The organism is Zhouia amylolytica (assembly GCF_900116365.1).
GTDB classification, from domain to species: domain Bacteria; phylum Bacteroidota; class Bacteroidia; order Flavobacteriales; family Flavobacteriaceae; genus Zhouia; species Zhouia amylolytica.
Genome location: NZ_FPAG01000004.1, coordinates 239,065 through 264,687 on the forward strand (window position 1 = coordinate 239,065; position 25,623 = coordinate 264,687).

General features: G+C 38.3%; 25 protein-coding genes. 22 read left to right on the plus strand and 3 right to left on the minus strand.

Annotated elements, in window-relative coordinates; translation table 11 throughout:
• Nucleotides 1–11 precede the first annotated feature (11 nt).
• From BM361_RS07985 to BM361_RS07995, 3 genes are all read left to right on the plus strand, one after another.
• On the plus strand, nt 12–1,634 hold the full coding sequence (locus BM361_RS07985; RefSeq protein ID WP_074978090.1) for an SGNH/GDSL hydrolase family protein: 1,623 nt from the start codon (nt 12–14) through the stop codon (nt 1,632–1,634).
• 225 nt (nt 1,635–1,859) lie between these two features.
• Nucleotides 1,860–3,368, plus strand: a complete 1,509-nt coding sequence (gene atpD, locus BM361_RS07990; RefSeq protein WP_074978091.1) for a F0F1 ATP synthase subunit beta — start codon at nt 1,860–1,862, stop codon at nt 3,366–3,368.
• A gap of 23 nt (nt 3,369–3,391) precedes the next feature.
• Complete coding sequence (locus tag BM361_RS07995) at nt 3,392–3,670, plus strand: F0F1 ATP synthase subunit delta/epsilon (protein ID WP_038267427.1); 279 nt, start codon at nt 3,392–3,394, stop codon at nt 3,668–3,670.
• A 123-nt stretch (nt 3,671–3,793) separates the two neighbouring features.
• On the opposite strand, the gene BM361_RS08000 is transcribed toward BM361_RS07995, so the two are convergent.
• Nucleotides 3,794–5,563 carry a M61 family metallopeptidase gene (locus BM361_RS08000; protein ID WP_074978093.1) on the minus strand — a complete coding sequence of 590 codons (1,770 nt, stop codon included), beginning with the start codon at nt 5,561–5,563 and terminating at the stop codon, nt 3,794–3,796.
• A 54-nt stretch (nt 5,564–5,617) separates the two neighbouring features.
• Here BM361_RS08000 and BM361_RS08005 point away from each other — a divergent pair, with 54 nt between their 5' ends.
• The 3 genes from BM361_RS08005 (at nt 5,618) to bioA (ending at nt 8,826) form a co-directional block, all read left to right on the plus strand.
• Nucleotides 5,618–6,772 (plus strand): aminotransferase class I/II-fold pyridoxal phosphate-dependent enzyme, encoded by a 1,155-nt coding sequence (locus tag BM361_RS08005; protein ID WP_074978094.1) that lies wholly within the window; start codon nt 5,618–5,620, stop codon nt 6,770–6,772.
• A gap of 145 nt (nt 6,773–6,917) precedes the next feature.
• Entirely contained in the window at nt 6,918–7,541 is a 624-nt protein-coding gene (bioD, locus tag BM361_RS08010; protein WP_074978096.1) for a dethiobiotin synthase, read from the plus strand.
• Between the two features lie 16 nt (nt 7,542–7,557).
• A complete protein-coding gene (gene bioA, locus BM361_RS08015) occupies nt 7,558–8,826 on the plus strand; it encodes an adenosylmethionine--8-amino-7-oxononanoate transaminase (protein WP_074978098.1) in 1,269 nt (422 codons plus the stop codon).
• A gap of 10 nt (nt 8,827–8,836) precedes the next feature.
• On the opposite strand, the gene BM361_RS08020 is transcribed toward bioA, so the two are convergent.
• The gene (locus tag BM361_RS08020; RefSeq protein ID WP_038267967.1) at nt 8,837–9,262 is read right to left on the minus strand and encodes a cytochrome c oxidase assembly factor Coa1 family protein; all 426 of its coding nucleotides are present in this window, start codon (nt 9,260–9,262) and stop codon (nt 8,837–8,839) included.
• Between the two features lie 68 nt (nt 9,263–9,330).
• Between BM361_RS08020 and BM361_RS08025 the strand changes: the two genes are divergently transcribed.
• From BM361_RS08025 to BM361_RS08075, 11 genes are all read left to right on the plus strand, one after another.
• Nucleotides 9,331–10,485, plus strand: coding sequence for a beta-ketoacyl synthase N-terminal-like domain-containing protein (locus BM361_RS08025; RefSeq protein ID WP_074978100.1), 1,155 nt, complete (start codon nt 9,331–9,333; stop codon nt 10,483–10,485).
• A 186-nt stretch (nt 10,486–10,671) separates the two neighbouring features.
• Nucleotides 10,672–11,775, plus strand: coding sequence for a biotin synthase BioB (gene bioB, locus BM361_RS08030; RefSeq protein ID WP_074978101.1), 1,104 nt, complete (start codon nt 10,672–10,674; stop codon nt 11,773–11,775).
• 64 nt (nt 11,776–11,839) lie between these two features.
• Nucleotides 11,840–12,703, plus strand: coding sequence for a cupin-like domain-containing protein (locus BM361_RS08035; RefSeq protein ID WP_074978103.1), 864 nt, complete (start codon nt 11,840–11,842; stop codon nt 12,701–12,703).
• An 88-nt stretch (nt 12,704–12,791) separates the two neighbouring features.
• Nucleotides 12,792–13,373, plus strand: coding sequence for a Crp/Fnr family transcriptional regulator (locus tag BM361_RS08040; protein ID WP_074978105.1), 582 nt, complete (start codon nt 12,792–12,794; stop codon nt 13,371–13,373).
• 66 nt (nt 13,374–13,439) lie between these two features.
• Nucleotides 13,440–14,387, plus strand: coding sequence for a ketopantoate reductase family protein (locus BM361_RS08045; RefSeq protein ID WP_074978107.1), 948 nt, complete (start codon nt 13,440–13,442; stop codon nt 14,385–14,387).
• Between the two features lie 42 nt (nt 14,388–14,429).
• A complete protein-coding gene (locus tag BM361_RS08050) occupies nt 14,430–15,305 on the plus strand; it encodes an RluA family pseudouridine synthase (RefSeq protein ID WP_074978108.1) in 876 nt (291 codons plus the stop codon).
• Nucleotides 15,306–15,460: 155 nt separating this feature from the next.
• Nucleotides 15,461–16,015: a carboxymuconolactone decarboxylase family protein gene (locus tag BM361_RS08055; protein WP_038267404.1), complete on the plus strand. Its 555-nt coding sequence runs from the start codon at nt 15,461–15,463 to the stop codon at nt 16,013–16,015.
• A gap of 65 nt (nt 16,016–16,080) precedes the next feature.
• On the plus strand, nt 16,081–16,491 hold the full coding sequence (locus tag BM361_RS08060; protein WP_074978110.1) for a nuclear transport factor 2 family protein: 411 nt from the start codon (nt 16,081–16,083) through the stop codon (nt 16,489–16,491).
• A gap of 9 nt (nt 16,492–16,500) precedes the next feature.
• Nucleotides 16,501–17,394: a helix-turn-helix domain-containing protein gene (locus BM361_RS08065; RefSeq protein WP_074978112.1), complete on the plus strand. Its 894-nt coding sequence runs from the start codon at nt 16,501–16,503 to the stop codon at nt 17,392–17,394.
• 21 nt (nt 17,395–17,415) lie between these two features.
• Nucleotides 17,416–17,898: a cupin domain-containing protein gene (locus BM361_RS08070; protein WP_074978114.1), complete on the plus strand. Its 483-nt coding sequence runs from the start codon at nt 17,416–17,418 to the stop codon at nt 17,896–17,898.
• Between the two features lie 72 nt (nt 17,899–17,970).
• Entirely contained in the window at nt 17,971–18,678 is a 708-nt protein-coding gene (locus tag BM361_RS08075; protein WP_074978115.1) for a DNA alkylation repair protein, read from the plus strand.
• A gap of 109 nt (nt 18,679–18,787) precedes the next feature.
• On the opposite strand, the gene BM361_RS08080 is transcribed toward BM361_RS08075, so the two are convergent.
• Nucleotides 18,788–19,261, minus strand: coding sequence for a regulatory protein RecX (locus tag BM361_RS08080; protein WP_074978117.1), 474 nt, complete (start codon nt 19,259–19,261; stop codon nt 18,788–18,790).
• A 251-nt stretch (nt 19,262–19,512) separates the two neighbouring features.
• On the opposite strand from BM361_RS08080, the gene BM361_RS08085 reads away from it, so the two are divergent.
• From BM361_RS08085 to BM361_RS08105, 5 genes are all read left to right on the plus strand, one after another.
• Entirely contained in the window at nt 19,513–19,689 is a 177-nt protein-coding gene (locus tag BM361_RS08085; RefSeq protein ID WP_254785773.1) for a PLDc N-terminal domain-containing protein, read from the plus strand.
• 120 nt (nt 19,690–19,809) lie between these two features.
• Complete coding sequence (locus tag BM361_RS08090; RefSeq protein ID WP_074978120.1) at nt 19,810–23,052, plus strand: S41 family peptidase; 3,243 nt, start codon at nt 19,810–19,812, stop codon at nt 23,050–23,052.
• A 140-nt stretch (nt 23,053–23,192) separates the two neighbouring features.
• A complete protein-coding gene (locus tag BM361_RS08095; protein WP_074978122.1) occupies nt 23,193–24,464 on the plus strand; it encodes a glycoside hydrolase family 27 protein in 1,272 nt (423 codons plus the stop codon).
• A gap of 83 nt (nt 24,465–24,547) precedes the next feature.
• Nucleotides 24,548–24,904, plus strand: a complete 357-nt coding sequence (locus BM361_RS08100; protein ID WP_074978123.1) for a nuclear transport factor 2 family protein — start codon at nt 24,548–24,550, stop codon at nt 24,902–24,904.
• A gap of 135 nt (nt 24,905–25,039) precedes the next feature.
• Nucleotides 25,040–25,573: a hypothetical protein gene (locus tag BM361_RS08105; RefSeq protein ID WP_074978125.1), complete on the plus strand. Its 534-nt coding sequence runs from the start codon at nt 25,040–25,042 to the stop codon at nt 25,571–25,573.
• Nucleotides 25,574–25,623: the final 50 nt, after the last annotated feature.

Consider the following 25,623-nt stretch of genomic DNA (forward strand, 5'->3'; position numbering starts at 1 on the left):
AAAATATTCCAATGAAAATAAATTATAAATGGCTTTTACTTTTGGCGTTTGGCTTTATAGCATGTGACTCTGATGATGATATGTCTTCTGAGGGGCCGGATGCAGTAATGCTAACTTCAGGTGAAGCCGATTTTTCAACATACGTGGCGGTAGGGAGTTCGCTGTCTGCCGGATATTCAGATGGAGCTCTTTTTATTGCTTCGCAAATCAATTCATTTCCTAACATATTGGCATCAAAATTCCAAATGGCGGGGGGAGGTGCATTTACCCAGCCTTTAATGGGTGATAATTTAGGAGGAATGCTTGTTGGGGGTAATCAGTTATTAGAGAACAGGTTGTTCTTTAACGGTGAGTTGCCGGAGCGGTTGCCCGGTACACCAACCACTGAAGCTACCAATGTAATGCCGGGGCCTTATAATAATATGGGGATTACCGGGGCAAAGATTTTTCACCTGGGGGTGGAAGGTTATGGGAGTCCAGCCGCATTGTCTGTTGGGGCTGCCAATCCGTATTATGTTAGGATGGCATCGAGTCCGGGCGCGAGTGTTATAGGAGATGCGTTGTCTTTAGCTCCCACTTTTTTTACCTTATGGGCAGGTAGTGATGATGTATTGGCATATGCTGTGAGCGGAGGTATAGGAGAAGACCAAGCCGGGAATTTTAATCCGGAAACATATGGTTCAAATGATATTACTGATCCTGCTGTCTTTTCACAGGCATTCTCGGGTATATTGACCTTGTTAACCAGTAATGGGGCTACGGGTGTTGTGGCGAACATACCAGATGTAACCGCATTACCTTATTTTACTACGGTGCCTCATGCTCCGCTAGACCCGACTAACGAAGATTTTGGGCCTCAAATCCCTCTGTTGAATACAATATTCGGGGCATTGAATCAAATATTTGTTGCTCTTGGAGAAGGAGAGCGAGCGGTTGTGTTCTCTGAAACCTCTGCTAGTCCTGTGGTTATTAAGGACGAGAGTTTAACAGATATATCAGCACAAATTGAAGCTGCCTTAAATGCGAGTGAAACATTTCCACAGTTTATAGCTCAATTTGGATTGCCACCTGAAGCAGCTCCGGGAGTTGCTAATTTGTTGGGAGTAATGTATGGTCAGTCGAGACAGGCCACGGAAGCTGATTTACTGGTTTTAACAAGTTCTTCGGTGATTGGGGAGGTGAATACAGCTGCTGTGCAATTTTTAATGTCCAGAGGGTTATCGCAGGAATTGGCGGCACAATTTTCGGTGGAAGGGATTACGTATCCGCTTGATGATGGATGGGTGTTGTTGCCTTCTGAACAGAATGAAATTAAAACTGCTACCACAGCTTTTAATACGACTATTGAGAGTTTGGCTTCGCAAAACGGTTTGGCGTTTGTAGATGCGCACGCTTTGATGAATGAGGTTGCTTCCGGGGGGCTGCCTTTTGATGAATTTACTTTAAACTCAAGTTTGGTCTTTGGAAATACTTTTTCTTTAGATGGAGTCCATCCTACGGCCAGAGGTTATGCATTTATAGCCAATCAGTTTATGTTGGCCATAGATGCTGCATATGGTTCGAATTTTGAGGAGGCTGGTGTTTTGGCAAAGGCAGGGGATTATGGTACGATGTATCCGGTTGAATTACCTTAGAGAGTGATAAATATAGTTTTTTGAAGGTCGGCATTATCAGATGTCGACCTTTGTTTTTATAAAGAGATGAGGAAGTCCGATAATTGGAATTAAAAAAAAATAATATCGGTTACTTTTTTTTCAATTAAAAACATATCTTTGCACCGCGAAAAAAGCATCTTTTTGAGATGTTGTAAAGAAAATATGATTTCGCTTTTAATACGCTAAACATTAAATAGTTGAGTAATGTCAAAAGTTACAGGTAAAGTTGCACAAATAATTGGTCCGGTTGTGGACGTAGAGTTTGGTTCTGACTCAGAGCTTCCAAGAATATATGATTCATTGGAAATTACAAAACAAGATGGTACTAAGCTTATACTAGAGGTTCAATCTCATATTGGTGAAGATACAGTAAGAACCATTTCGATGGATTCTACTGATGGTTTAAGCAGAGGTAGTGAGGCTGTAGCAACTGGTAGTGCAATTCAAATGCCAATTGGCGAAGATGTTTACGGACGTCTATTCAATGTAGTAGGAGATGCTATCGACGGATTGGCAGATTTACCTAAAACGGGTAAGGACGGTCTTCCAATTCACAGAGAGGCACCAAAATTTGAAGATTTATCAACTTCTACAGAAGTTTTATTTACAGGTATTAAAGTAATTGATTTGATTGAGCCTTACGCAAAGGGAGGTAAAATTGGTCTTTTCGGTGGTGCTGGTGTAGGTAAAACGGTACTTATTCAGGAGTTGATCAACAATATTGCAAAAGGTCACGGTGGTTTATCAGTATTTGCTGGTGTAGGTGAAAGAACTCGTGAAGGAAATGACCTTTTAAGAGAGATGTTAGAGTCAGGAATTATCAAGTATGGTGACGACTTCTTACATTCTATGGAAGCAGGTGGTTGGGATCTTTCTAAGGTAGATAAAGCTGCTATGAAAGAATCAAAAGCTACTTTCGTTTTCGGTCAGATGAATGAGCCTCCAGGAGCACGTGCTCGTGTAGCATTATCTGGTCTTACTATCGCAGAATATTTCCGTGATGGTGCTGGTGACGGACAAGGAAAGGACGTACTTTTCTTCGTAGATAACATCTTCCGTTTTACACAGGCAGGTTCTGAGGTGTCTGCACTTCTTGGTCGTATGCCTTCAGCGGTAGGTTATCAGCCGACATTAGCAACTGAAATGGGTGCGATGCAAGAGCGTATTACATCAACTAAAAAAGGATCTATTACATCAGTACAGGCAGTATATGTACCTGCGGATGACTTGACGGATCCAGCTCCTGCAACGACCTTTGCTCACTTAGATGCTACAACGGTACTTTCTCGTAAAATTGCAGAGCTAGGTATTTATCCAGCGGTTGATCCATTAGATTCTACTTCCAGAATTCTTACTGCTGATATTTTAGGTAAAGATCACTACGCTTGTGCACAAAGAGTAAAAGAGTTATTACAACGTTATAAAGAACTTCAGGATATTATCGCGATCTTAGGTATGGAAGAACTTTCTGAGGAAGATAAGTTAGCGGTATCAAGAGCTCGTCGAGTTCAGCGTTTCTTATCTCAGCCATTCCACGTAGCTGAGCAGTTTACAGGTATCCCTGGGGTATTGGTAGATATTAAAGATACTATCAAAGGATTTAATATGATCATGGATGGTGAATTAGATCACCTGCCGGAAGCAGCGTTCAACCTAAAAGGAACTATCGAAGAGGCTATCGAAGCTGGTGAGAAAATGCTTGCTGACGCATAATTTAATATCAAATTAAAAGGCATATGTATTTAGAAATAGTATCACCCGAAGCAACATTATTTAAAGGAGAGGTTGAGTCAATTGCCGTTCCTGGTATAAATGGTGAGTTTCAAATGCTTAAAGATCACGCCCCAATAGTTTCAATCCTTGGAAAAGGTGATGTGAAGATATTTGGTGATGTGGAATTGGGAAAAGAGTTCGCTGATAAGTTTTCTAAAGGTGATAAGAATGAAACCTTATTACCAATCAATAGTGGAACTATTGAACTCAACAACAATAAAGTAATTATTTTAGCTGACTAGTTTCAGTAAATAAATATAATACTAAAAAAAAACCGGACTTTTGGTCCGGTTTTTTTATGCTTTCTATTGAGCAGGGATTAAATTGTCATCTAATTGATTATATGTTGAAAGTGGCTGTCTGGATTAGTTTAACAGCCACTCACTTCGCTTTTTCAATTGTTTTTTCGAGGCTTTGTCATCAATACTAATGGTGTAGGTTGGATCTGAAGAAAGGATGAGAGTTGTATTTTTCTTTACACCGTGTCTTTCAAATTCTACTGTAATTTTATCACCTGGTTTATAGGTGGTGATCAGGTCTTTGAAGTTTCCGTCTACTTTTTTCCCGTCAATACTTAAGATCGTATCACCCATATCTAATTTTGCTTTATATGCGGGAGTATTTTGAGCGATGTTCTTTTGTATCGCGTTCTGACCATTCAAGCTTATTCCGCTATATGCTTTGGAGGCATCCTGATTGATTTGGATACCTACTTTAGAGAATAAGGTTTTGTGATCCGGCATTTCACTTTTGTATATATAGTTATTGAAGAAATTTGTAGCGAATGTTGTTCCGGCATATTCTTTTAGTGCTTCTTCTAATTTCTTAATGGTATATGGCTGTTCTTTTTTTCCGTATTTGATCCATACGAGTTTCATATAATCATCTAAATTAAGCCTTTCTGCACGTAGTGACAGGTCTAAAGCCAAACCAAGGACGCTTCCGTAGGAGTAATATGAAATAAAGGTGTTTTCTCGGTTTACCGGATCGATGGAAGTTGCCGCATCTACAAAAGGAGCCTGATAGCTCATTTCAATGGGGTTAAAGTATTGCCTGGCAGGTGAATTCCATACGTAATTAAAAGTTCCGTTAAGGCTTTTAATGTACTGTTCCGGAGTGATAACCCCTGCTCTACTAAGGATTAGATTGGTATAATAGCTTGTGAAGCCTTCAGCAAACCACAGCGCACCACTCATATTTGCTTTGGTAAAATCAAAAGGCTCCAGGGACTGAGGTCGGATACGCTCTACATTCCATGCATGAAAGAATTCATGTGATACGGTTCCAATGTTACCTTGAATTCCTCCGTTCGCCAGACTTCGTGTACTGGTAAGGATAGTAGAGTTTCTGTGTTCCATGCCGTCACCACTGGCATTTGGTATGTAACAAGCTAAAAAGGTATAAGTGTCAAAGTCAAATTCCGGAAGTTCACCAAAGACTTTTTTCTGCTCTAAAACTGTTTTTTTTACATTTTCAAAGTAAGTGTCCAGTTCTTCTTCGGTGCCGTGATGATGTAATACGAATCGGATGGTTTGTCCGTCTACATCAAAACTTCTTATAGAAAAGTCACTCACTTCTGTGGGGCTGTCCATAAAATACTGCAGATTTGGTGCCCAATAGATGTTAGCACCTGTTTCTTTTAATTGAGTAGCTACCTTCCAGTTGAGATCTTTTCTTACGTTAAAGGTGATTTCCATGGGGAAGTCTTCCAGGGTCGGAGCGAACATAAAAGTTGCCGGCATATTCAGATGGGCGTGTGTTTCGTCTATTTGACTATAGGTGCCATCTCCCCGGTTGGCGAACAAAATATAATTGAGGTTTACTTCACCATCATGGTTCATTATTTTCCATGAAAAAGGATCTGGACGCATTATTTTAAGTGGAGTCCCTTTGCTGTCTGTGGCTTTTACTCCATAAATGTTTTTAGCAAAATGGTGCACGGCGTATCGACCTGGAGAGGCGCTGCTCATTCTAACAGTTAAATTTTCGCCTTCCAATTCAGAAAATATAACATTAACGTTTGCTTCATGGTGTACTGCATTCTCAAAGGAGATCTTATAGGTTGATTTTTGTGCCTGGGTATAAAAGCTAAAAACACAGAACAGGGTTAAAAGGGGTGTGTATATTAATCGCATCAGAAAAGTTTTTTGCTAATATATTATTTAATTGAATGTTGATTACATTTGCGTATGCCTAAGTTCCCAACAAAGCTTCAACAGAAAATAGATGAGCGCATTAGAAATAATGCCCTCCGGGTATTGCCGGGTCTGAGTGATCATATAGATTTTTCTTCCAATGATTATTTAGGATTTTCTAAAGCGTCTTCCATTTTTAATGAGGCAGGTGCTATTTTAGAACGAACAGTTTCTCAATCTAATGGAGCTACCGGGTCCAGGTTAATTTCGGGCAATCATAAATTGTATGGTAAGGTTGAGGCCTTATTGTGTGATTTTCACAATGCCGAGGCCTCGGTTGTTTTCAATTCGGGATACGATGCTAATATCGGTTTGTTTTCAAGTGTGCCTCAGAGGGGTGATGTTATTTTATATGATGAATTCATTCATGCGAGTATCCGTGATGGCATTCAGATGAGCAATGCCAGGGCCTATAAGTTTAAGCATAACGATCTCGAGAATCTCGAAATGTTAATGGGGAAGAATGTAGATGGGGTTAAGGAAGTGTATGTGGTTACAGAATCGGTCTTTTCGATGGATGGTGATGCTCCTGATTTGAAAAAGATGCTCGAAATAGTGGAACGAAGTGATGCGCGTTTAATTATAGACGAGGCACATGCCCTTGGGGTAATTGGAGAAAAGGGAGCTGGGATGTCGCAATATTTGGGATTGGAAAGCAGGGTTTTTGCCAGAGTGGTAACTTTTGGGAAGGCTATGGGTTGTCATGGAGCTGCGGTACTCGGATCCTCTGAATTAATAACTTATCTGTTAAATTTTGCGCGCAGTTTGATCTATACAACTGCATTGCCTCCACATTCATTGGCGACTATATTAGCCTCTTACGGGAAACTTAAAAGTTTAGGAGCCGGTGACAGTCAATTATTGAAGTTGCTTAATAATATTGCTTTTTTCAAATCTGAGGTGTTACACAAGGGATTAAAAGAACATTTTATTGATAGTGATTCAGCGATCCAATGTTGTGTGATTCCGAGTAATGATAAGGTCAAGTTAATAGCTGCTCAACTTCAGGAAAAAGGATTTGGGGTTAAGGCTATTTTGTCACCAACGGTTCCTGCTGGTGAAGAGCGATTAAGATTTTGTCTTCACGGCTATAATTCCACGGTTGAAATTTCGGAAGTGTTGGGCTTGTTGGCTACTTTTGTGGTTTAAGAATCCGACATACTGAAATTGTTTCAGTGTCCCATTGTGATATACAATGGAAGTTAGATTTAATTAAGCAAATGAATCCAACATTACAAATATTGAATTATAAAATTGATGAGATGCTGAAGTGAATTCAGCATAACGATACCGTATGAAAAGAAAAAAAATATTTGTTACCGGAATATCCACTGAAGTTGGTAAAACGGTAATTTCTGCAATAGTTACTGAGGCCTTAAAGGCAGATTACTGGAAGCCAATCCAGGCTGGGGATCTTCATAATGCTGATGCTCATAAAGTAGAAAAGCTCATCAGTAATGAACAATCGATTATCCATCCAAATAGTTATGCGTTAAACACACCTATGAGTCCGCATGCGGCGGCAGAAATAGATGGAGTTACTATTGCTTTGGAGGAAATTATAGAACCGGAAACAAAGAATCATTTGGTGATTGAAGGTGCCGGTGGACTTTTAGTTCCTTTAAACGATAAAGACACCATTTTAGATATCATTCAACCGTCATACAAGGTTATTGTTGTTTCGAGGCATTATCTGGGGAGTATTAATCATACATTGCTTACCGTAAAAGCATTGTTGGATAAAGGGTATGATGTGTCTATTATTTTTAGCGGAGATGAAAATTCGACTACTGAAAATATTGTAAAGAAAATGACTGAGGTGAAGGTAATCGGAAGGGTTTCAGAAGAGCCTTATTTTGATGAAAATGTGGTGAAGGAGTATGCAGAAAAATTTAGTAAAACTCTTCAGGAGTTATAATAATTAAAGAAATAAAATGACATTACAGGAAAGAGATAAAGCTCATTTGTGGCATCCATTAACCCAGCATAAGGTAAAACCTGATGCTTTAGGAATAACCAAGGCAAAGGGCGCGTATTTGTATGATGAACATGGAAAGGAGTATATAGATGGGATTGCCTCCTGGTATACCTGTATGTATGGGCATTGTAACCCCTTTATTACAGAGAAAGTAGCCCAACAAATGCAGACCCTCGATCAGGTTGTGTTTGCAGGTTTTACTCATGAACCTGCTGTTAAGTTATCTGAAGCCTTAGTCTCCATATTACCAGGGAATCAACAAAAGCTGTTTTTTTCAGAAAATGGTTCTACTGCAGTGGATGTTGCCATAAAAATGGCCTTTCAGTATCATTTTAACGGGGGTGATAAAAGGGATACACTTATTGCTTTTGAAGATGGTTTTCACGGCGATACATTTGGCGCGATGTCTGTTTCCAGCCTGTCCGTATATAACGGACCTTTTGAAGATTTCTTTTTGAAAGTAATTCGAATTCCGACTCCGGATGGAAGTAATAATGCAGATGTTGTTGAGAGGTTAAAACAGGTGATTGCTGAAAATAAAGTAGCTGCTTTTGTTTATGAGCCTTTAGTTCAGGGTGCCGCAGCTATGAAAATGTATGATTTAAATGGGTTGCAATCACTTTTAGCTTGTTGTAAAGAGAATGATGTCTTGACGATAGCGGATGAAGTGATGACAGGTTTTGGAAAGACCGGGAAAAACTTTGCTTCTGAATTTCTGGAAATTAAGCCTGACTTTATTTGTATGAGTAAGGCTTTGACGGCGGGTCTTTTGCCTATGGCGATTACTAGTTGTACTCAGGAAATATATGATGCGTTTTACGATGATGATATAGCTAAAGGTTTTTTTCATGGCCATACTTATACAGCTAATCCATTAGCTTGTATGGCTGCATTGGCTGGAATTGAATTACTTGCTTCAGAGGATGTTCAGGGTAATATACAAATGGTCGTAGAGAGTCATCAGGAATTTGATCAAGAGATAAAGACTCATCCAAAAGTTGCCGGTACAAGGCAGCAAGGGGTTATTTATGCCTTGGATTTAAATATTAAAATGGAGCGCTACGGAAATTTGCGTGATATGTTATTTAAGCATTTTATGGATCAAGGTGTCTTTTTACGTCCGTTAGGAAATACCATCTATATTCTAGCTCCTTATACTATTACGAAAAAGGAACTAGAAAAAATATACGATAGTATTAAATCAGCTCTTGATTTAGTTTTGTAGTAGTGAAAGCTTAAAATTCACTCTCCAGTAAAAATATGGTTTCACCTGTGGCTTTAATTACGATATACATATCAGAATAGTTCCAGGTGTCTCCTTGTTTTGTTCCAACGATATAGAGGGAGGCTTTTCCTTTAGCACCTTCCAGCGGTACTTTGATGTCGATGTCTCCATGGTCGTTTTCATAATTGATTTTACCTTGGATCATACCTTCTTGTACAATTGGTTCGCCTAATGCTTCAATGATTTGTTTGTTTTCTTTTACCCTTGTAATGGCTTCCTCATAGGGTGTTGAGCTTTTCATCATGGTACTGACACCAAAAAAGACCGTGCCTATAAAAACAACAATGAAGATAATAATGGTAAGACAACCACCGGCAGGAATAACCCATTTCCAGTTTCTGCCCCACCAGCTTTTTTTGGGGGATAGTTCGTTCATGTGATTTAGTAGGGTTTGTTTTAGGTATCTTCTTAAGATACCCTTAATTTTGCCCAAAATACAAAAAATTGAACAACAAGGTATCTATTAAGTCAATTGCTTCTGTTTCTCCGTTGGGAATTAAGGAAAATGAAATTTGGCAGAAGTATTTAAGTGATGAACATTGTTTAGAAGAAAGGGAGTTTGGAGAATTCAAAGCTATGGTTGCTCCATTAGCAGAGGGTGCAAAGCTTGAAATTGAAAAACTTAGGGTATCGGATCAGAAATATAAAGCGCTTGATGATACGGTATTATATGCCATGTATGCTGCAAGAATGGCGATGAAAGATGCCCATTGGAGCTCAGATGATAATTTTGGGGTCAATATGGGTTCATCGAGGGGAGCAACTGCGTTGTTTGAATCTTATTATGAGGACTTTCTTTCAAGTGGTAAAACGGAAACCCTATGTTCACCAACAACTACTTTGGGCAACATATCCTCTTGGATAGCCCACGATTTACAAACTAAAGGGCCGGAAATTTCACATTCAATTACATGTTCTACGGCATTGCATGCTTTATTAAACGGAGTTGCCTGGATTAATTCAGGTATGACCAGCAAGTTTATGGTTGGTGGTAGTGAGGCTTCACTGACCCCTTTTACAATTGCCCAGATGAAGGCTCTTAAAATTTACTCCAGGGAGACTGATGCGTATCCTTGTAAGGCTTTAAACCCCGATAAACTGGGCAATACTATGGTTTTGGGAGAGGGTGCAAGTGTAGCTTGCCTTGAAAAGGGCGTGTCGGATAATGCCATAGCAATTATAGAAGGAGTTGGTTATGCTACCGAGGTGCTTCAGCATAATATTTCGATTTCAACGAACGCAGAATGTTTTCAACGTTCGATGAAAATGGCTTTGGGAAATACAAGCCCATCAGATGTAGACGTTATTGTTATGCATGCCCCCGGGACCAAAAAGGGCGACAGTTCAGAACTCAATGCCATTGAATTGGTTTTTGGAAACCAGCAGCCCGCATTAACAACCAATAAATGGAAAGTTGGGCATACCTTTGGAGCATCGGGAATGTTAAGCCTAGAGCTCGGAATAATGATGTTGCAGAAGCAAAAGTTTATTAATGTACCTTATTTAAATTCAAATATGGAGCCGGAGAAGATTAGAAAAGTGATGGTGAATGCAGTGGGCTTTGGGGGGAATGCGGTGAGTGTTCTTTTAAGCTTATAGTTGTTTCAAATAAAATATATTGAACCAGAACTACATTAGGCAAAAAATGATTTGTTATTTTTGACGCATCGAAAGTTTGGCTTAGGGATGGAGCAAGAATGTTTAAGGATTTTAAAATGCATTGATTTTTTTAAACATCTAGCGAATTGTCCGACTCTTTTGGAGGAGCCTGTAAATTAAGATAATATGACTGAGAACAGACACAATTGGACAAAAGAAGAAGTTTTAGCAATATATAATAAGCCACTGATGGAGTTGCTTTATGAGGCAGCAACGATACACAGAGAGCACCACGACCCGAATACGGTGCAGGTTTCTACTTTATTATCTATAAAAACCGGTGGTTGTCCGGAAGATTGCGGATACTGTCCACAAGCAGCCCGATATCATACTGATGTTGAGGGGAATGACCTGATGTCTGTTCAGCAAGTAAAAGCTCAGGCATTAAGGGCGAAACAAAGCGGGAGCTCGAGAGTATGTATGGGAGCAGCCTGGAGAAATGTAAAAGACGGACCGGAATTCGAAGAGGTATTGGAAATGGTACGTACCATCAATAAACTTGATATGGAGGTTTGTTGTACACTAGGGATGCTTACTGAAAATCAGGCTCAGCGTTTGGCAGAGGCTGGGTTATATGCTTACAATCACAACCTGGACACATCGGAAGAATACTATAAAGAAGTGATTTCAACCAGAGGGTATGAAGACCGTTTACAGACTATTGATAACGTTCGTAAAACAAACGTAACTGTCTGTAGTGGAGGTATTATTGGAATGGGAGAGAAGTTGGAGGACAGAGCCGGGATGTTGGTGTCATTATCTACGTTAAATCCTCATCCTGAATCGGTTCCTATTAATGCTTTGGTTGCAGTTGAAGGTACGCCAATGGAAGAACAGCAACCCGTAGAAATATGGGATATGTTGCGCATGGTAGCAACTACCAGAATCGTCATGCCAGAAACTCAGGTTAGGCTATCTGCAGGACGAACGCAAATGAGCAGAGAAGGGCAGGCTATGTGTTTCTTTGCCGGGGCAAATTCTATTTTTGCAGGTGATAAATTATTAACAACTCCTAATCCTGATGTGAATGAGGATATGGAAATGTTTAAAATGTTAGGGCTTAATCCTCAAAAGCCATTTACGAAAAAAGTACAGCCGCAAACTACTGAAGCTGGCGACTCAAAGTATAAACCGTTAGGGGAAAAACCTAAATGGTCGCGTCCTGGTCATGTCATTGATAAAAATGAAGAGGCCAAAGCGAAAGCTCAGCATGCTAAAGCCGATAAGTAGGCTTTAGCAGTTGCAAAGTCAGGCATTTTAGTATCTTTATCTGGTTATAATTAATTGGTTTGCTATGAGGTTGCAGAAAATACCCAGGGTAAAAACAATAAGCAAAGAAGACTTTATTGAGAATTATCTAAGACCACAAAAGCCTGTGGTTATTGAGCAGCTGACGGCTGACTGGGATGCCTTTAATAAATGGAGTCTTGAATATATCTCTGAGATTGCGGGGGACAAAATTGTGCCTTTATATGACGATCGACCGGTAGACTATAAAGATGGATTTAATGAACCTCATGCCAAGATGAGGATGAAAGATTATATAGATCTTTTAAAAACAGAGCCAACTGATTATCGCATCTTTCTTTATAATTTGATGAAAGAGGTGCCACAACTGCAAAAGGATTTTAAATGGCCTGATATTGGATTGCGTTTAGTTAAGCAATTACCGATGTTATTTTTTGGCGGAGCGAATAGTAAAGTGTTTATGCATTTTGATATCGACTATTCGAATATTCTTCATTTTCATTTTCATGGAAAGAAACGATGTGTCATTCTTCCTCCTGATCAGAGCAAATACTTGTACAAAGTACCGCATGCCTTAATTTCCAGAGAAGATATAGATTTTGATAATCCGGATTATAAAAAATGGCCAGCGTTGAAATATGCAGAGGGCTATGTTACAGATTTAAATCATGGAGAAATGCTTTTTATGCCAGAGGGATATTGGCATTATATGAAATATGTAACTCCCGGATTTTCAATGAGTTTACGGGCCTTTCCAAGGAAATTTTCAAATCTTGCGAAGGCAGCATATAATGTACTTGTGATGCGTCATTACGACAATTTAATGCGTAGGGTTCAGGGACAAGCCTGGATCGATAAAAAAAATGAAAAGGCTTTCGTGGAGACCCATAAGAAGTTGGGTATTAATTGAAGGAATAAATATTTCATTTATGGAGAATGATTTTAACTCTTAAGATTTATTCAGTATTATAGCCTGTAAGCAGTAAAAATTAAGCTTCATGAATAAATCAGTACTCAACAATTATTTTCACTCTTTGTTCCCCATAGAAAAGGAGATTGTGGTTCAAATTACTGAAAAATTTACCTCTTTTAAATTGCATAAGAACACCGTACTGATCGATAAGAATGAAATTAGTTCCAAAACTTATTTTTTGGAGGAAGGTTATATGCGTTCTTATATTTTGAATGAAGATAATGAGGAGGTCACCACTAATATTTATGTTGCTCCATGTTTTGTGAATGATTTTTTATCGTTTTTCAAACAACAGCCTACCCGGGAAATTTATCAAACAATCACTGCATGTTCTTTTTGGGAAACGAGCTTGGAAAATGTTCAGTCTAATTTTCATAATATTCCTGAATTCAGGGAATTTAGCCGACTTTTGTTTGTGATAAATTATCATAAACTGAAGGACAGGACCATTGAGATGGCGAGTCAAAAAGCTGAAACAAGGTATTTAAATCTTCTTGAACAAAACCCCAATGTATTTCAACATATCCCTTTAAAAGTTATAGCTTCTTATCTGGGTATTACAGATAGTTCTTTAAGTCGTATAAGAAAAGATATTGGCAAATATTAATTTCTTGTCATTTGACAAGTGATCGTTATCTTATCTCTTTCGAGATTTGCAAAAAACATAGATTATATGAACAAAAAGAACATTGCAATTGTTGGACTCGGAGGAGTTGGAGGATATTTTGGATTTAAAATAAATCAGAGAAATGAAGAGTTACAAAATAACAGAGTATCTTTTATAGCCCGGGAAAGGACTTATAAAACTTTAAAAGAAAACGGACTAAGGTTACACTCGCCGGAACATCAAAATACTATTACCAGCCCAGATGATCTTTTTCAAAGTGTATTAGATTTAAATAACCCTGATTTAGTTTTAATTTGCGTAAAGGAATATGATTTAGAAAGTGTTTGCCGGCAATTATCGAAGGTCATTTCCAAAGATACGATTCTATTACCTCTTATGAATGGGGCCAATATATACGATAGAATACGTGCGGTAATTCCTGAAAACGTTATACTCCCTTCTTGTGTTTATGTTGCTTCTCATATAAGGGAAAAGGGTATAATTGAGCATAAGGGAAGGCCAGGAAAGCTAATTTTCGGAAATGATCCGGAGCACCTGGATGCCGGGTTGTTATGGGTTAATGATTTAATGAAGGCAAGCGGTATCGATTATGAGTTTAAAGATGATCCGTTGACTGATATCTGGACAAAATTTATTTTTATAACAAGTTTTGGGATGGTCACTGCTAAATACAATTCTTCTATTGGAACGGTTTGTTGCGATTCTGTACAAAAGGCAGAAGCAACGGAAATAATGAAGGAAGTTAAGCTGATTGCAGCGAAAAAGGATATATTTTTGCCTGACAATATTATAGAACAAACTTTTGATAAAGCCGCGACATTTCCAAAAGAAACGCCCACTTCTTTACAGTTAGATGTGAATTCCGGAAAAGATAATACAGAATTAGAATTATTTGCCGGAGCTATTGTAACTTATGGAAAGGAATTGAATATAGAAACACCTGTAACCCAACGAATGTATGCAGAATTACAGCGTGTTGTTAAGGGAGTTTAAGAATTCACATTGATCCGGATGATTTAAATAGCTATCAATTATATGGCTGAAATAACTGAAGAACATAAGGTTCCAAAACAGATAGCTCCGATACGATTACAAGAGTACGGGGTTGGAATTTTTTATGCCTTGCCTACTAAGTCGGGATTGAAAAAAGCCCTTAAAAAAGAGTATATAAGGGTTAATGGGGTTATAGCGAGTACAGCAACTTTCATAAAAGGAGGGGAGATAATCGAATTAAATATTCCAGTAGCCACCACACCTCAGAAACAATTGATCTTTAAGTTGAAAGTATTGTTTGAGGATGAATACCTGGCACTTGTTCATAAACCTGCAGGAATTTTAGTAAGTGGTAATAGCTTTTATACGATTGCAAATGCCTTATCACAGAATTTAAAACTCAGTACACAGTCTGATGCTACTAAACCACAGCCTGTTCATCGGTTGGATTATGCTACCACCGGAGTTTTACTGGTCGGAAAAACAAGCAAGGCAATTCGAGCACTTAATAAGCTGTTTGAGGACAAGGCAATTCAAAAAACCTATTATGCCATTGCTATTGGTGAAATGGACAAGGAAGGGGTGTTAAATGAACCCATAGATGGCAAAAAGGCAAGTTCTGTGTATAAAGTTGTTCAAACAGCAGATTCTCCACGATTCAATAAATTAAATCTTGTTCAACTGGAACCGCAAACGGGTCGACGCCATCAATTACGTAAACACCTATTTGGTATCGGACATCCGATATTGGGAGATAAGGAATATTTTTTGAAAGGTTTGGTGCTGAATGGTAAAGGTGTTTATTTGCATGCCTGTGGTTTAAAATTCATTCACCCAATCACGAATGAGGCCATGGAAATTAAAGATCCTCTGCCAAAAAAGTTCTTAAAGATATTTCCGGATTCGGAGGTTATTTAGGGTGATTTTTTTCTTTCAATCATAGTTTAGCGGTTACTTACTGTGCTTTAGGAGAAATTGTCTATCAGAAAGCTCCTTTTGTCCATTTTAAAAGCCTTTAGCATTATGAACCTTTGTATCGTCGATATTGACAAAGAATTTAAATACTTAAAACGATGCAAAGAATTGAAGCACTTAATCCTGAACAAACTACAGGGCCGTCTAAAGATTTATTTGAAGCGATACAGTCTAAATTAGGAATGGTTCCTAATATGATGAGAACAATGGGGAATTCTCCAGCAGTACTAGGTGGGTATCTTTCACTGAGTGAATCCTTGGGTAAAAGTACCTTGGGAGGAAAATTAGGGGAGTTAATAGCACTTACGGTAGCCAATGTTAATGGATGTAATTATTGTAATGCTGCTCATTCATTTATAGGTGAAAAGTTAGTTGGTATTGATGCCAATACTATTGAAAATGCAAAAGCTGGTAAGGGCAATGATGCTAAAACTCAAGCGGCTTTAACATTTGCTCAGGTTTTATTAGCTAAAAGAGGAAGTGTTAGTACGGAGGATTTTAATGCTGTTAAAGGGGCTGGTTATACTGATGCTGAAATTGCCGAAATTATTGGTCATACGGTATTAAATATTTTTACAAACTATTTCAATAATGCCATTGAAGTAGTTGTTGATTTTCCTGAAACTGCCTTAGTTGAAACTTCAACGTTTTAATACTTGCTTGAAAAGGGCAAGATAAATTGCTTGTCCTTTTCTTTTGCAACAAAGACAGATTTGATATGGATATTAAAAATTTAGTACCTCCGTTTACGCTTGAATCTGCTTTGATGAAGGTGCAATTGGCAGAAGATACCTGGAACACCCGAAACCCGAATAAAGTAGCTTTAGCTTATACCATAGATTCTGAATGGAGAAACCGGACTCAATTTATAAATGGAAGAAAGGAAATTATAGATTTCCTGACTAAAAAATGGAAAACAGAGCAATGTTACCGGTTAAGAAAGGAATTATGGGGATTTCGCAATAACCGAATCGCGGTTCGTTTTGAATACGAATATCGGGATGAGCATCAACAATGGTACCGTGCATATGGTAATGAACTATGGGAGTTTGATGATGAGGGGTTAATGCAAAAAAGATACGCAAGTATAAATGATCTTAAGATTGAAAAGAAGGATAGAAAACTGTAAATTTATTTTATGATGCAGAAAAGTAAGCTGACCCTGGTTAACCCGCAAACCGGTAACCTGGCGTTTAAAATTTATGATGTTGATACTTTACAGGCTTTTGACCATATTCAAAGGCTAAATTATTATGCGTTAATATGGGTTAAAAAGGGTAAAGGAACTTTAAAAGCTGACTTTTCGGAGTATAAATTTACAGCACATACCCTGATGTGTTTTTCCCCATATCAGCCCTTCATGATCATGAGTGATACAGAAGAGGTGAAGGTGACAATCATTCACTTTCATCCGGATTTCTTCTGTATACACAAACATCAAAAAGAAGTAGCTTGTAATGGCGTTCTCTTTAACAATATTTATTGCCCACCGGTAATGGAAGTCAAGGAGCCTGTTAGTAATAAACTTGAAATGTTTATGGAACAGATCAAGAATGAACTGCAGAGTGATGCATTGGCGCAGTACGAGTCGATCATATCCTATTTGAAACTTTTTCTTATTACCGCCTCGAGAGAAAAGACACAGCAATCGTTATCAGCTTACAGCCAAAAGGAAGCGCAGAATGAGGAGCCGTTTATTTTGCAAAATTTAAAAGACAGTATCGAAGAGCATTATAAGACCAAACACAGTGCAAGTGACTATGCAAGAATGTTGACGATAAGCACCAAGTCATTGGGAAAACTTACTAAAAAGCATTTTGATAAAACGATTACCAACTTAATTGCTGAACGAATCGTAATTGAGGCTAAAAGGGAGTTGTATTTAACGGATAAAACGATAAAGGAAATAGCCTATGAATTAGGGTATAGCGATGAATATTATTTTAGCCGGTTCTTCAAAAAGAATGTAGAAATATCACCTCAAATGTATAGAGAAACTGTAGGTTTTAATAGATTAGCAACAGGTAGATAAATAATTTAATTCGAAGTAGATATGAACGGGAAAACCTTAATAGAGCAATTAGACTTACAACCCCATCCGGAGGGAGGGTATTATAAGGAAACTTATCGATCTACAGAAACGACTTTGAATCGTGATGGAGAGAAAAGAAATGTGTGTACTGCTATCCATTTTCTTCTTGAAGATATGGATAAATCGCATTTTCATCGAATCCAATCTGATGAGCTTTGGTTCTTTCATAAGGGTGCGCCCCTGGAAATATATTATATATCAGAAGGTATACTTCATACCGTTGTCTTAGGTGATAATTTAGAAAAGGGGGAAAGGTTATTTTATAAAATACCTGCCAACACCTGGTTTGCGTGTAAGGTTAAAGACGAAAAGGGCTTCACCCTTGTAAGTTGTACCGTGGCTCCAGGATTTGATTTTGCTGATTTTGAATTGGCAACGAATGCTCAACTAAAGAAGGAATTCCCCGATCTGAAGAGTGTAATAGATGAATTTACATTGGAATAGCTGATAGCCTCAGATATATAATTATTGATGCTATGGGTTTCTTTGTCCCTGTCTCCATACAATTTTAAGCAAATGGACAACATTATAGAATTAATCAGAAATGAATTAAAAGAAAATAGTTCTGTTAGAGCTCGGGAGAGCGGATACCGTTTTTTTAAAGAAGAGGTAAGGCTTTATGGGGTTAAAGCGGCTGTAGTTCGTAAAATTGGTAAAGAGTATTTTAAAGAAATTAAAGTAGCAGACAAACAGACTATTTTTAATTTGTGCGAAACCTTGTGGCAATCGGGTTTTATGGAAGAATCGTTTATTGCCTGCCATTGGTCTTATTATATTCGCAAACAATACGAGCGAGAAGATTTTGAGGTTTTTAAAAAATGGGTGAATACCTATGTAAATAACTGGGCTTCGTGTGATACCCTATGTAATCATACTGTAGGAACCTTTGTAGTGATGTATCCTGAATATATAGAGGAATTAAAAAAATGGACAACTTCCGAAAACAGGTGGGTAAGGCGGGCAGCAGCAGTATCTCTGATAGTTCCGGCAAAAAAGGGTGAATTTCTGGATGATGTTTTTGATATAGCTGATAGGCTATTGTTAGATGAAGACTATTTGGTGCTAAAAGGTTACGGATGGTTGTTAAAAGTAGCCAGCCAGGTACATCAAAGAAAAGTTTTTGAATATGTAATGGATAAAAAAGATGTAATGCCTCGTACCTCTTTACGTTATGCAATTGAAAAAATGACTTCTGAAAGGAAAAAACAAGCAATGAAAAAGTAAGAAGTACACTAAAACATTCAATACAGTTTGATATGGCTATGACTAGTTTTATGGTCTCAACACTTAAAGCTGAACACTGAGTAGTAACAGCATGGAAGATACTAACGATTTATTTAATCAACTCATTTACTTTGTCATATACCATATGGCTTTCCCATCCACGATACAACAGGTAATCGGCTAATTTTTTCTTTTTTTTATACAAATTGCGTTCAGTCAGTTGATCTAAACGTTTTTTAGCCAATGCATCGAAGGTCTTATAATATGCTTTGTCAGGGATTTCCTTTAAAGCAGTTTGAATGTTGTATTTAGAGATGTCCCGAGCTTTTAATTCTCTTATAATTCGATTTCGACCCCATTTTTTATGATTGAATTTGCCACGGGCGAAACTTTTGGAAAAGCGTTCCTCATTTAAGAAGTTATGTTCTATTAAATGTCCGACGATCGTGTCTATAGCTAATGGAATCATACCCATTTGCGTTAGTTTGGCAACAACCTCTTTATGGCAGCGGTCTTGATAGGCACAATAGGCTTCCAGTTTACGTTTGGCTTCATCGACCGTATACGAACGTTTTTCAATCATGGTGTAAAGAAACGAAAAAAGATTTTTCTATATTAGAGCGAAAATTCATCGTAACAGAATTTAAAAAACTTTTAAATAGTAGTATTTAATCGTTATCTAAGGACGAAATAGGGCTATAGTTTATGGCCGGGATAAAACTTTTGAATGAGCGCTATGTTTTGGTATTCAGTGGACAATAAAAATTATAACTTTATTAATTACATATTTATATGACACACTTTTTAGGAATGATCGGCCCATGGCAGATCCTTATGTTGATTTTAATTCTTTTTATAATTCCCGTAATTTTTGCAATAATTGATATTGTTAAACATGAATTTGAAGGGTATGGAAAAATTATTTGGTTGCTAGTTGTTTTATTTTTCTACCCTATAGGAGTTATACTTTACTTCCTGATAGGAAGAAGTCAGCGGATAAAGAAGGTGTGATTGTTCTAATCGCTTGTTTTTCATGGTTGTAGAAGGCAAATTTTTCTTAACTTCATAGTCCATTAAGGAAAGATCCTGGTTATTAGGGTCTGAATTGCTAACCGTCAAACAAAATAACTCATGAAAAACTTTTCATCATTTTTGGTGTTAGGGTTGCTGTTGATAGGCGTTACCGCTCAATCACAGAATGTAAACGACACCAGATTGTTAAATTCCCCTGCAATTAGTAATGACCAAATCGCATTTGTTTATGCTGAAGACCTATGGATCGCTGATAAAGATGGCTCGAATCCAAAACGATTAACTATCGATGAAGGAAGGGAGTCGAATCCGGTTTTTTCACCGGATGGGTCTATGATCGCATTCAGTGCGGAATACGATGGGAATACCGATGTGTTTGTGATTCCTTCAACAGGAGGAGTTCCTAAACGATTAACCTGGCATCCTTCGTGGGATATTGTTAGGGGTTTTACTCCGGATGGAGCGGTGTTATTTAACTCCAGACGTACGAATTATACGAATCGACACGCAAAGCTGTATACTGTAAGTGTGGACGGAGGGCAGCCAAAAGAATTGCCCATTCCCACGGTTTTTAGAGGTACTATTTCAGGCAATGGAAATTACATAGCCTATAACCCGAATTACGAAGCATTCAATCAATGGAAGCATTATCGCGGTGGTACACAAGCCCGTATTTGGGTGTATAACAGGAGCAATAAAAGAGTAAGTGAAATTCCGAAGCCGGCATCGGGGTCAAATGATGCGCATCCGCAATGGATTGGGAATAAGGTGTACTTCAGAAGTGATAGAAATGGTGAATTCAATTTATTCTCTTATGATATTAATACCAAAGAGGTAGATCAACATACTAATTATACTGATTTCCCGGTTATAGGAATGGGCTCGAATGGTGAAGAGCTCATTTATGAACAGGGTGGGTATTTACATATTTTCAATCCGGAATCAAACTCCAGTGAGAAAATAACGGTGGGTATAGCTACCGATTTACTTGAAATGAGGCCGCGGTTTGTTTCGGGGGCTAATTATATTCGAAGTGCCGGTATTTCACCTTCAGGAGTCAGAGCAGTATTTGATTTTAGGGGTGACATTGTTACTGTGCCAGCTGATAAAGGTGACGTCAACTATATCACTCAGACCCCCGGGGTTCATGAAAAGGAGCCTCAATGGTCACCTGACGGAAAGAATATCGCTTATTTTTCTGATGTAAGTGGAGAATATGCCATTCACTTGAAAGATATACAAAGTGATAAGGTAACTTCTATAACCCTCGATGGAACGGGGTTTTATGCGTATTTAAATTGGTCGCCGGATAGTAAGAAATTAACCTTTGTAGATAACGGAAGGAACCTCTACGTGCTGGATGTTTCATCAAAAAGAATTAAAAAAATAGCTACCGATACCCTTTATATTCCGGGTGCTTTCAGGGATATGTTTGGTTCATGGTCGTACGACTCTAATTTCATCACTTATACCGTCATTACAGAAACGAACTTTGAACAGGCATTTATATACAGCCTGAAAAACAGTAAATCATATCCTATATCTGATGGTTTGTCTAATGTGTCTGAACCAATTTTTGATCCGGGAGGAAAGTATGTGTATATGCTAGCCTCAACGGATGCCGGTCCGGTTGTAAATTGGTTTGATCAATCGAATCAGGATATGGAAATGACAAATTCCATTTACCTGGTGACCCTTAGGGAAGATATAATTTCGCCCTTGGCCAAAGAAAATGATGTAGAAGTATTGGATGAAGACGCAAGTGACTCGAAAAAGGATAAAAAAGATAAATTGCTGGAAATAGATTTTGATGGTTTGCAGCATAGAATTATAGATCTACCTGTACAACCCGGAATGTATTCAGGGTTGGCATGTCCTGAAGAGGGGAACTTATATTATATGAATTTTCTACCTCATAGTGGATATTCAAGTCCGCAACCCTTGATGCATTTTGATTTGAAAAAGCGGGAAGCCAAAGAAGTGCTAAAGGCGAATCAGTTTGTTATTTCAGCTGATGGTAAAAAGACTTTAATTCGTAGCGGTAGTTCGTGGAATGTAGCTGATACAGGTAAAAAACCTGATAATGGGGGTGTGAAAGTAGATATGATTAAAATTAAAATAGACCCGGTTAAAGAATGGAAAAATATTTTTGATGAAGCATGGCGGGTGAACAGGGATTATTTTTATGACCCGGGGATGCATGGTGCTGATTGGGATGCAATGAAGGCAAAATATATCGAGTTCTTACCTGATGTTGTATGCAGAAGCGATTTGTATCGGGTAATGCAATGGATGTTTAGTGAACTGGCGGTAGGGCATCATCGGTTTCAAGGGACAGGAGATCGTTTAAATAATCCGGAAACCGTAAATGTAGGATTGTTGGGGGCAGATTATGAAATAGCTAATAACAGATATAGGTTTAAAAAGATATACGGTGGATTAAACTGGACCCCTGATTTAAGATCTCCGCTTACTGAACCGGGAGTGAATGTGAAAGAAAGGGAATATCTAATAGCTGTTGATGGTGTTGAGGTAACTGCCGATGATAATTTATTTAGTTATTTTGAAAATAAAGCGGGTAAGATTACCTATTTAAAAATAGGAAGTAATTCCAGTGGTTCGAATGCCAGAGAGGTGAAGGTGGTTCCAATAGGAAATGAGGATGCGTTGAGAAACCGGGCGTGGGTTGAAGAAAATATTGAGAAGGTAAACAAGGCCACAGACGGGCAGGTTGCTTATGTATATGTGCCTAATACTGCCGGTGCCGGTCATGAATATTTCAAACGCTATTTCTTTCCTCAGGTGAATAAAAAGGCAATTATTGTTGATGAGCGTTATAATGGTGGTGGACAGTTAGCCGATTATTATATTGACATTTTAAGAAAGCCTTATCAATCACATTGGAATTTTAGGTATGGGAAAGATTTAAAGGCGCCCAATGCCTCTATACAAGGTCCTAAGGTGATGCTGATTGATGAAACGGCTGGTTCCGGAGGGGATTATTTACCGTGGATGTTTAGAAAGTATGAGCTTGGTACCCTGATAGGGAAGAGAACCTGGGGTGGGCTCGTTGGTATACTCGGATATCCGGAATTTATTGATGGGGGCAGCGTTACGGCTCCTAATGTAGCATTTTATAGCGAAAAGGGATTTAGGGTTGAAAATGAAGGTGTTGCTCCTGATATAGATGTTGAACAATGGCCTAAAGAAGTTATTGAAGGACGCGACCCACAATTGGAAAAGGCGATTGAGGTTGTATTGGAAAAATTAAAAGAATATCAGCCCAATTATCCTTCTCGTCCAGCATACCCAAACAGGGTGAAAGGGCCGGATCGGAACTAGAAGTATTTGAAGCATAATAGGAAAGGGGGTGTGCCCCCTTTTTTTTGTTAGATATTTTAAAGGGTGAGTAGCGATTGACTACTTATCATACCAGTTTTTCAATGTCTGTATAATGGGCTAAATTGAGCAAAAAATATAACATGAAATTATATCTTCCTGCATTGCTCTTCACTTTTGTATTCATAATTGCTTGTAATCCAAGAGGGAACCGTGGTAATGATTCAGCTTCAATAATAAGTACTCATGAAACTGGGGTGAAAGACTTTAACCGTCCTATGATGGGATGGGCGAGCTGGAATGCATACAGGATCAATATAAGTGAAGAAATTATTCAATCTCAGGCAGATGCCATGGTGTCCTTGGGTTTGGATACGCTGGGGTATGAATTTATAAATATTGACGATGGTTATTTCGGAGGGCGGGATGAAAATGGTGCTCTTATAGCCCACCCGGTTAAATTTCCCAATGGAATGAAAGCATTGTCGGATTATATTCACAATAAAGGGTTAAAAGCAGGTATATATACTGATGCGGGGATTAACACCTGTGCGTCATATTGGGATAAAGACACCATAGGTACCGGGATGGGGCTGTATGGTCATGAGTATAATGATTTAAGTGTTTTATTAAACAAATGGAATTATGACTTTTTAAAAGTCGACTGGTGTGGAGGTCAATGGATGGGACTCGATGAGCAAACCAGGTATACCGAAATAGGAGGTTTGATAGCGGAAATTAAACCAGAAGTTTTATATAATGTATGCAGATGGAAATTCCCTGGTAAGTGGGTTACACAGGTTGCTGATTCCTGGAGAATCTCAGGAGATATAGCCAATAACTTTAATTCTATTTTGCATATTATTGATCAAAATGCAGATTTGTGGAAGTATGCATCTAATGGTCATTATAATGATATGGATATTTTACAGGTAGGTAGAGGGATGACCTATGATGAAAATAAGGTTCATTTTTCCATGTGGAGTATGATGCATTCACCGTTAATTTTGGGGAATGATCTAACCAAGATGAATGAGGAGACACTCCAAATTATAAGTAATAAGGAAATTATAGCCCTTAATCAGAGTTCTTTTGTGTATCAGGCCAGACGGGTGGTAGATCATGGCGAATTGGAAATTTGGGCTAAGCCATTGGTTTCAACGGTAAGTGGCGAAGTTGCCGTAGGCTTGTTAAACAGAAGTGCCGAATCGGCCAATATCACATTGGAGCTTGCAAAAGTTGGAATCAACTCCTCGAAAGGTTACACTATGAGAGATTTATGGGAGAAAAAGGATTATCCAGTTTCTAAGCAAGATTCAGTTACCATGGAGGTTCCTGGGCACGGTATTGTGGTGTTGAAGATAGAAGGTACTGCTATGCCTTTTAATGTGTTTCAGTATGACGATAAGGAATAGGCAGGCTATTGTTTAAACTTTATTAGAAGTTGAGATTTGAATGCTCCGGGCCAGTTTGCTATCTTTAAGGAAAACGGTGTTTTATGAAAGAGTCAAAGCGCTTGGTTATGGAATGGTTTTCGAAATGGAGTTCCGGAGATTTTACCAATCTGCCAATTTCTGCTAATTTCTCACATACAAGTCCTTTTGGCACCATAGAAGGAAAGCAAGGGTACATAGACTTAGTGGCTGCGAATAAGGATAAATTTCTAGGCTATACCTTTTCGATTATTGATGGTGTTTATGAGCAAGATAAAGCATGTGTGCGTTACAAGGCTGTTCAGGGTGATTTCGAATTGGAGGTGAGTGAATGGTATTATTTTAAAGAGGCAAGTATTGATAAAATTGTGGCTTATTACCATATAGGTGACATTAGAGAAGACAGGAAACTCCAGCCTTAACCGACGTATGTAATCTGGTAAACATCCAAGTTGGTTTTTTATCGTTGAGAATTTCTTTGGAGGAGGGATTTTAGTAAATTTATTAGAAGTGCCATTGACTTATCTTATGCTGGGAATAATTTAAAACCTGGCATTATGAAATTCTTTTTGTTGTTTGTTTTCGTTTTAACTGCAAGTGCATCAGCTCAAAATCTTCATCAAACCACAGGGTCATTCATTCGGGTGTTTAATCTCGATGGCCAAAAAATAGCCAATGGGAAAATCGTTTCTATGACGACAGATACCCTGAGCCTCTTTAGTGCTAAAAAGGTTAGAGATATTCCATTAGAAAAAATCGGGCTATTTAAAACTAAGCGAGATATGGGGCACACGATAGGTTTAGGGGCAGCTGTAGGGTGTATTTTAGGTGGGGTTGCAGCTTATGCTGGAGATGATGGTCTTTTCATGACTCGGGGAGAGTTCGTCGTTGCCGGAGGGATATCAGGTGCTGCTGAAGGAACAGCAACCGGAAGCGTCATTGCTATTACAAAAAAGCGAAAAGTTTATGTGATTAATGGTGTCAAAAACTGTTGGGAATTATTCAGGATATCCATGAGTTCAATTATGCCTAAAGTTAGTGAAGATTATAATGATGCATTACAACCAAAGACCAATACCATACATCAATAAAATTGATGCATAATGTGCTCTTTTCATAGTTTTGAAGGTTAAATAAATAA

What these genes read in the sequence shown, in the direction of transcription:
- BM361_RS08000 (WP_074978093.1), bottom strand. Translation starts at nt 5,563, where the DNA reads ATGCGATTAATATACACACCCCTTTTAACCCTGTTCTGTGTTTTTAGC.
- bioA (WP_074978098.1), top strand. Translation starts at nt 7,558, where the DNA reads ATGACATTACAGGAAAGAGATAAAGCTCATTTGTGGCATCCATTAACC.
- BM361_RS08075 (WP_074978115.1), top strand. Translation starts at nt 17,971, where the DNA reads ATGGACAACATTATAGAATTAATCAGAAATGAATTAAAAGAAAATAGT.
- BM361_RS08050 (WP_074978108.1), top strand. Translation starts at nt 14,430, where the DNA reads ATGGCTGAAATAACTGAAGAACATAAGGTTCCAAAACAGATAGCTCCG.
- BM361_RS08005 (WP_074978094.1), top strand. Translation starts at nt 5,618, where the DNA reads ATGCCTAAGTTCCCAACAAAGCTTCAACAGAAAATAGATGAGCGCATT.
- BM361_RS08020 (WP_038267967.1), bottom strand. Translation starts at nt 9,262, where the DNA reads ATGAACGAACTATCCCCCAAAAAAAGCTGGTGGGGCAGAAACTGGAAA.
- BM361_RS07995 (WP_038267427.1), top strand. Translation starts at nt 3,392, where the DNA reads ATGTATTTAGAAATAGTATCACCCGAAGCAACATTATTTAAAGGAGAG.
- BM361_RS08040 (WP_074978105.1), top strand. Translation starts at nt 12,792, where the DNA reads ATGAATAAATCAGTACTCAACAATTATTTTCACTCTTTGTTCCCCATA.
- BM361_RS08105 (WP_074978125.1), top strand. Translation starts at nt 25,040, where the DNA reads ATGAAATTCTTTTTGTTGTTTGTTTTCGTTTTAACTGCAAGTGCATCA.
- atpD (WP_074978091.1), top strand. Translation starts at nt 1,860, where the DNA reads ATGTCAAAAGTTACAGGTAAAGTTGCACAAATAATTGGTCCGGTTGTG.
- BM361_RS08055 (WP_038267404.1), top strand. Translation starts at nt 15,461, where the DNA reads ATGCAAAGAATTGAAGCACTTAATCCTGAACAAACTACAGGGCCGTCT.
- BM361_RS08090 (WP_074978120.1), top strand. Translation starts at nt 19,810, where the DNA reads ATGAAAAACTTTTCATCATTTTTGGTGTTAGGGTTGCTGTTGATAGGC.
- bioB (WP_074978101.1), top strand. Translation starts at nt 10,672, where the DNA reads ATGACTGAGAACAGACACAATTGGACAAAAGAAGAAGTTTTAGCAATA.
- BM361_RS08045 (WP_074978107.1), top strand. Translation starts at nt 13,440, where the DNA reads ATGAACAAAAAGAACATTGCAATTGTTGGACTCGGAGGAGTTGGAGGA.
- BM361_RS08100 (WP_074978123.1), top strand. Translation starts at nt 24,548, where the DNA reads ATGAAAGAGTCAAAGCGCTTGGTTATGGAATGGTTTTCGAAATGGAGT.
- bioD (WP_074978096.1), top strand. Translation starts at nt 6,918, where the DNA reads ATGAAAAGAAAAAAAATATTTGTTACCGGAATATCCACTGAAGTTGGT.
- BM361_RS07985 (WP_074978090.1), top strand. Translation starts at nt 12, where the DNA reads ATGAAAATAAATTATAAATGGCTTTTACTTTTGGCGTTTGGCTTTATA.
- BM361_RS08085 (WP_254785773.1), top strand. Translation starts at nt 19,513, where the DNA reads ATGTTGATTTTAATTCTTTTTATAATTCCCGTAATTTTTGCAATAATT.
- BM361_RS08060 (WP_074978110.1), top strand. Translation starts at nt 16,081, where the DNA reads ATGGATATTAAAAATTTAGTACCTCCGTTTACGCTTGAATCTGCTTTG.
- BM361_RS08095 (WP_074978122.1), top strand. Translation starts at nt 23,193, where the DNA reads ATGAAATTATATCTTCCTGCATTGCTCTTCACTTTTGTATTCATAATT.
- BM361_RS08080 (WP_074978117.1), bottom strand. Translation starts at nt 19,261, where the DNA reads ATGATTGAAAAACGTTCGTATACGGTCGATGAAGCCAAACGTAAACTG.
- BM361_RS08070 (WP_074978114.1), top strand. Translation starts at nt 17,416, where the DNA reads ATGAACGGGAAAACCTTAATAGAGCAATTAGACTTACAACCCCATCCG.
- BM361_RS08065 (WP_074978112.1), top strand. Translation starts at nt 16,501, where the DNA reads ATGATGCAGAAAAGTAAGCTGACCCTGGTTAACCCGCAAACCGGTAAC.
- BM361_RS08035 (WP_074978103.1), top strand. Translation starts at nt 11,840, where the DNA reads ATGAGGTTGCAGAAAATACCCAGGGTAAAAACAATAAGCAAAGAAGAC.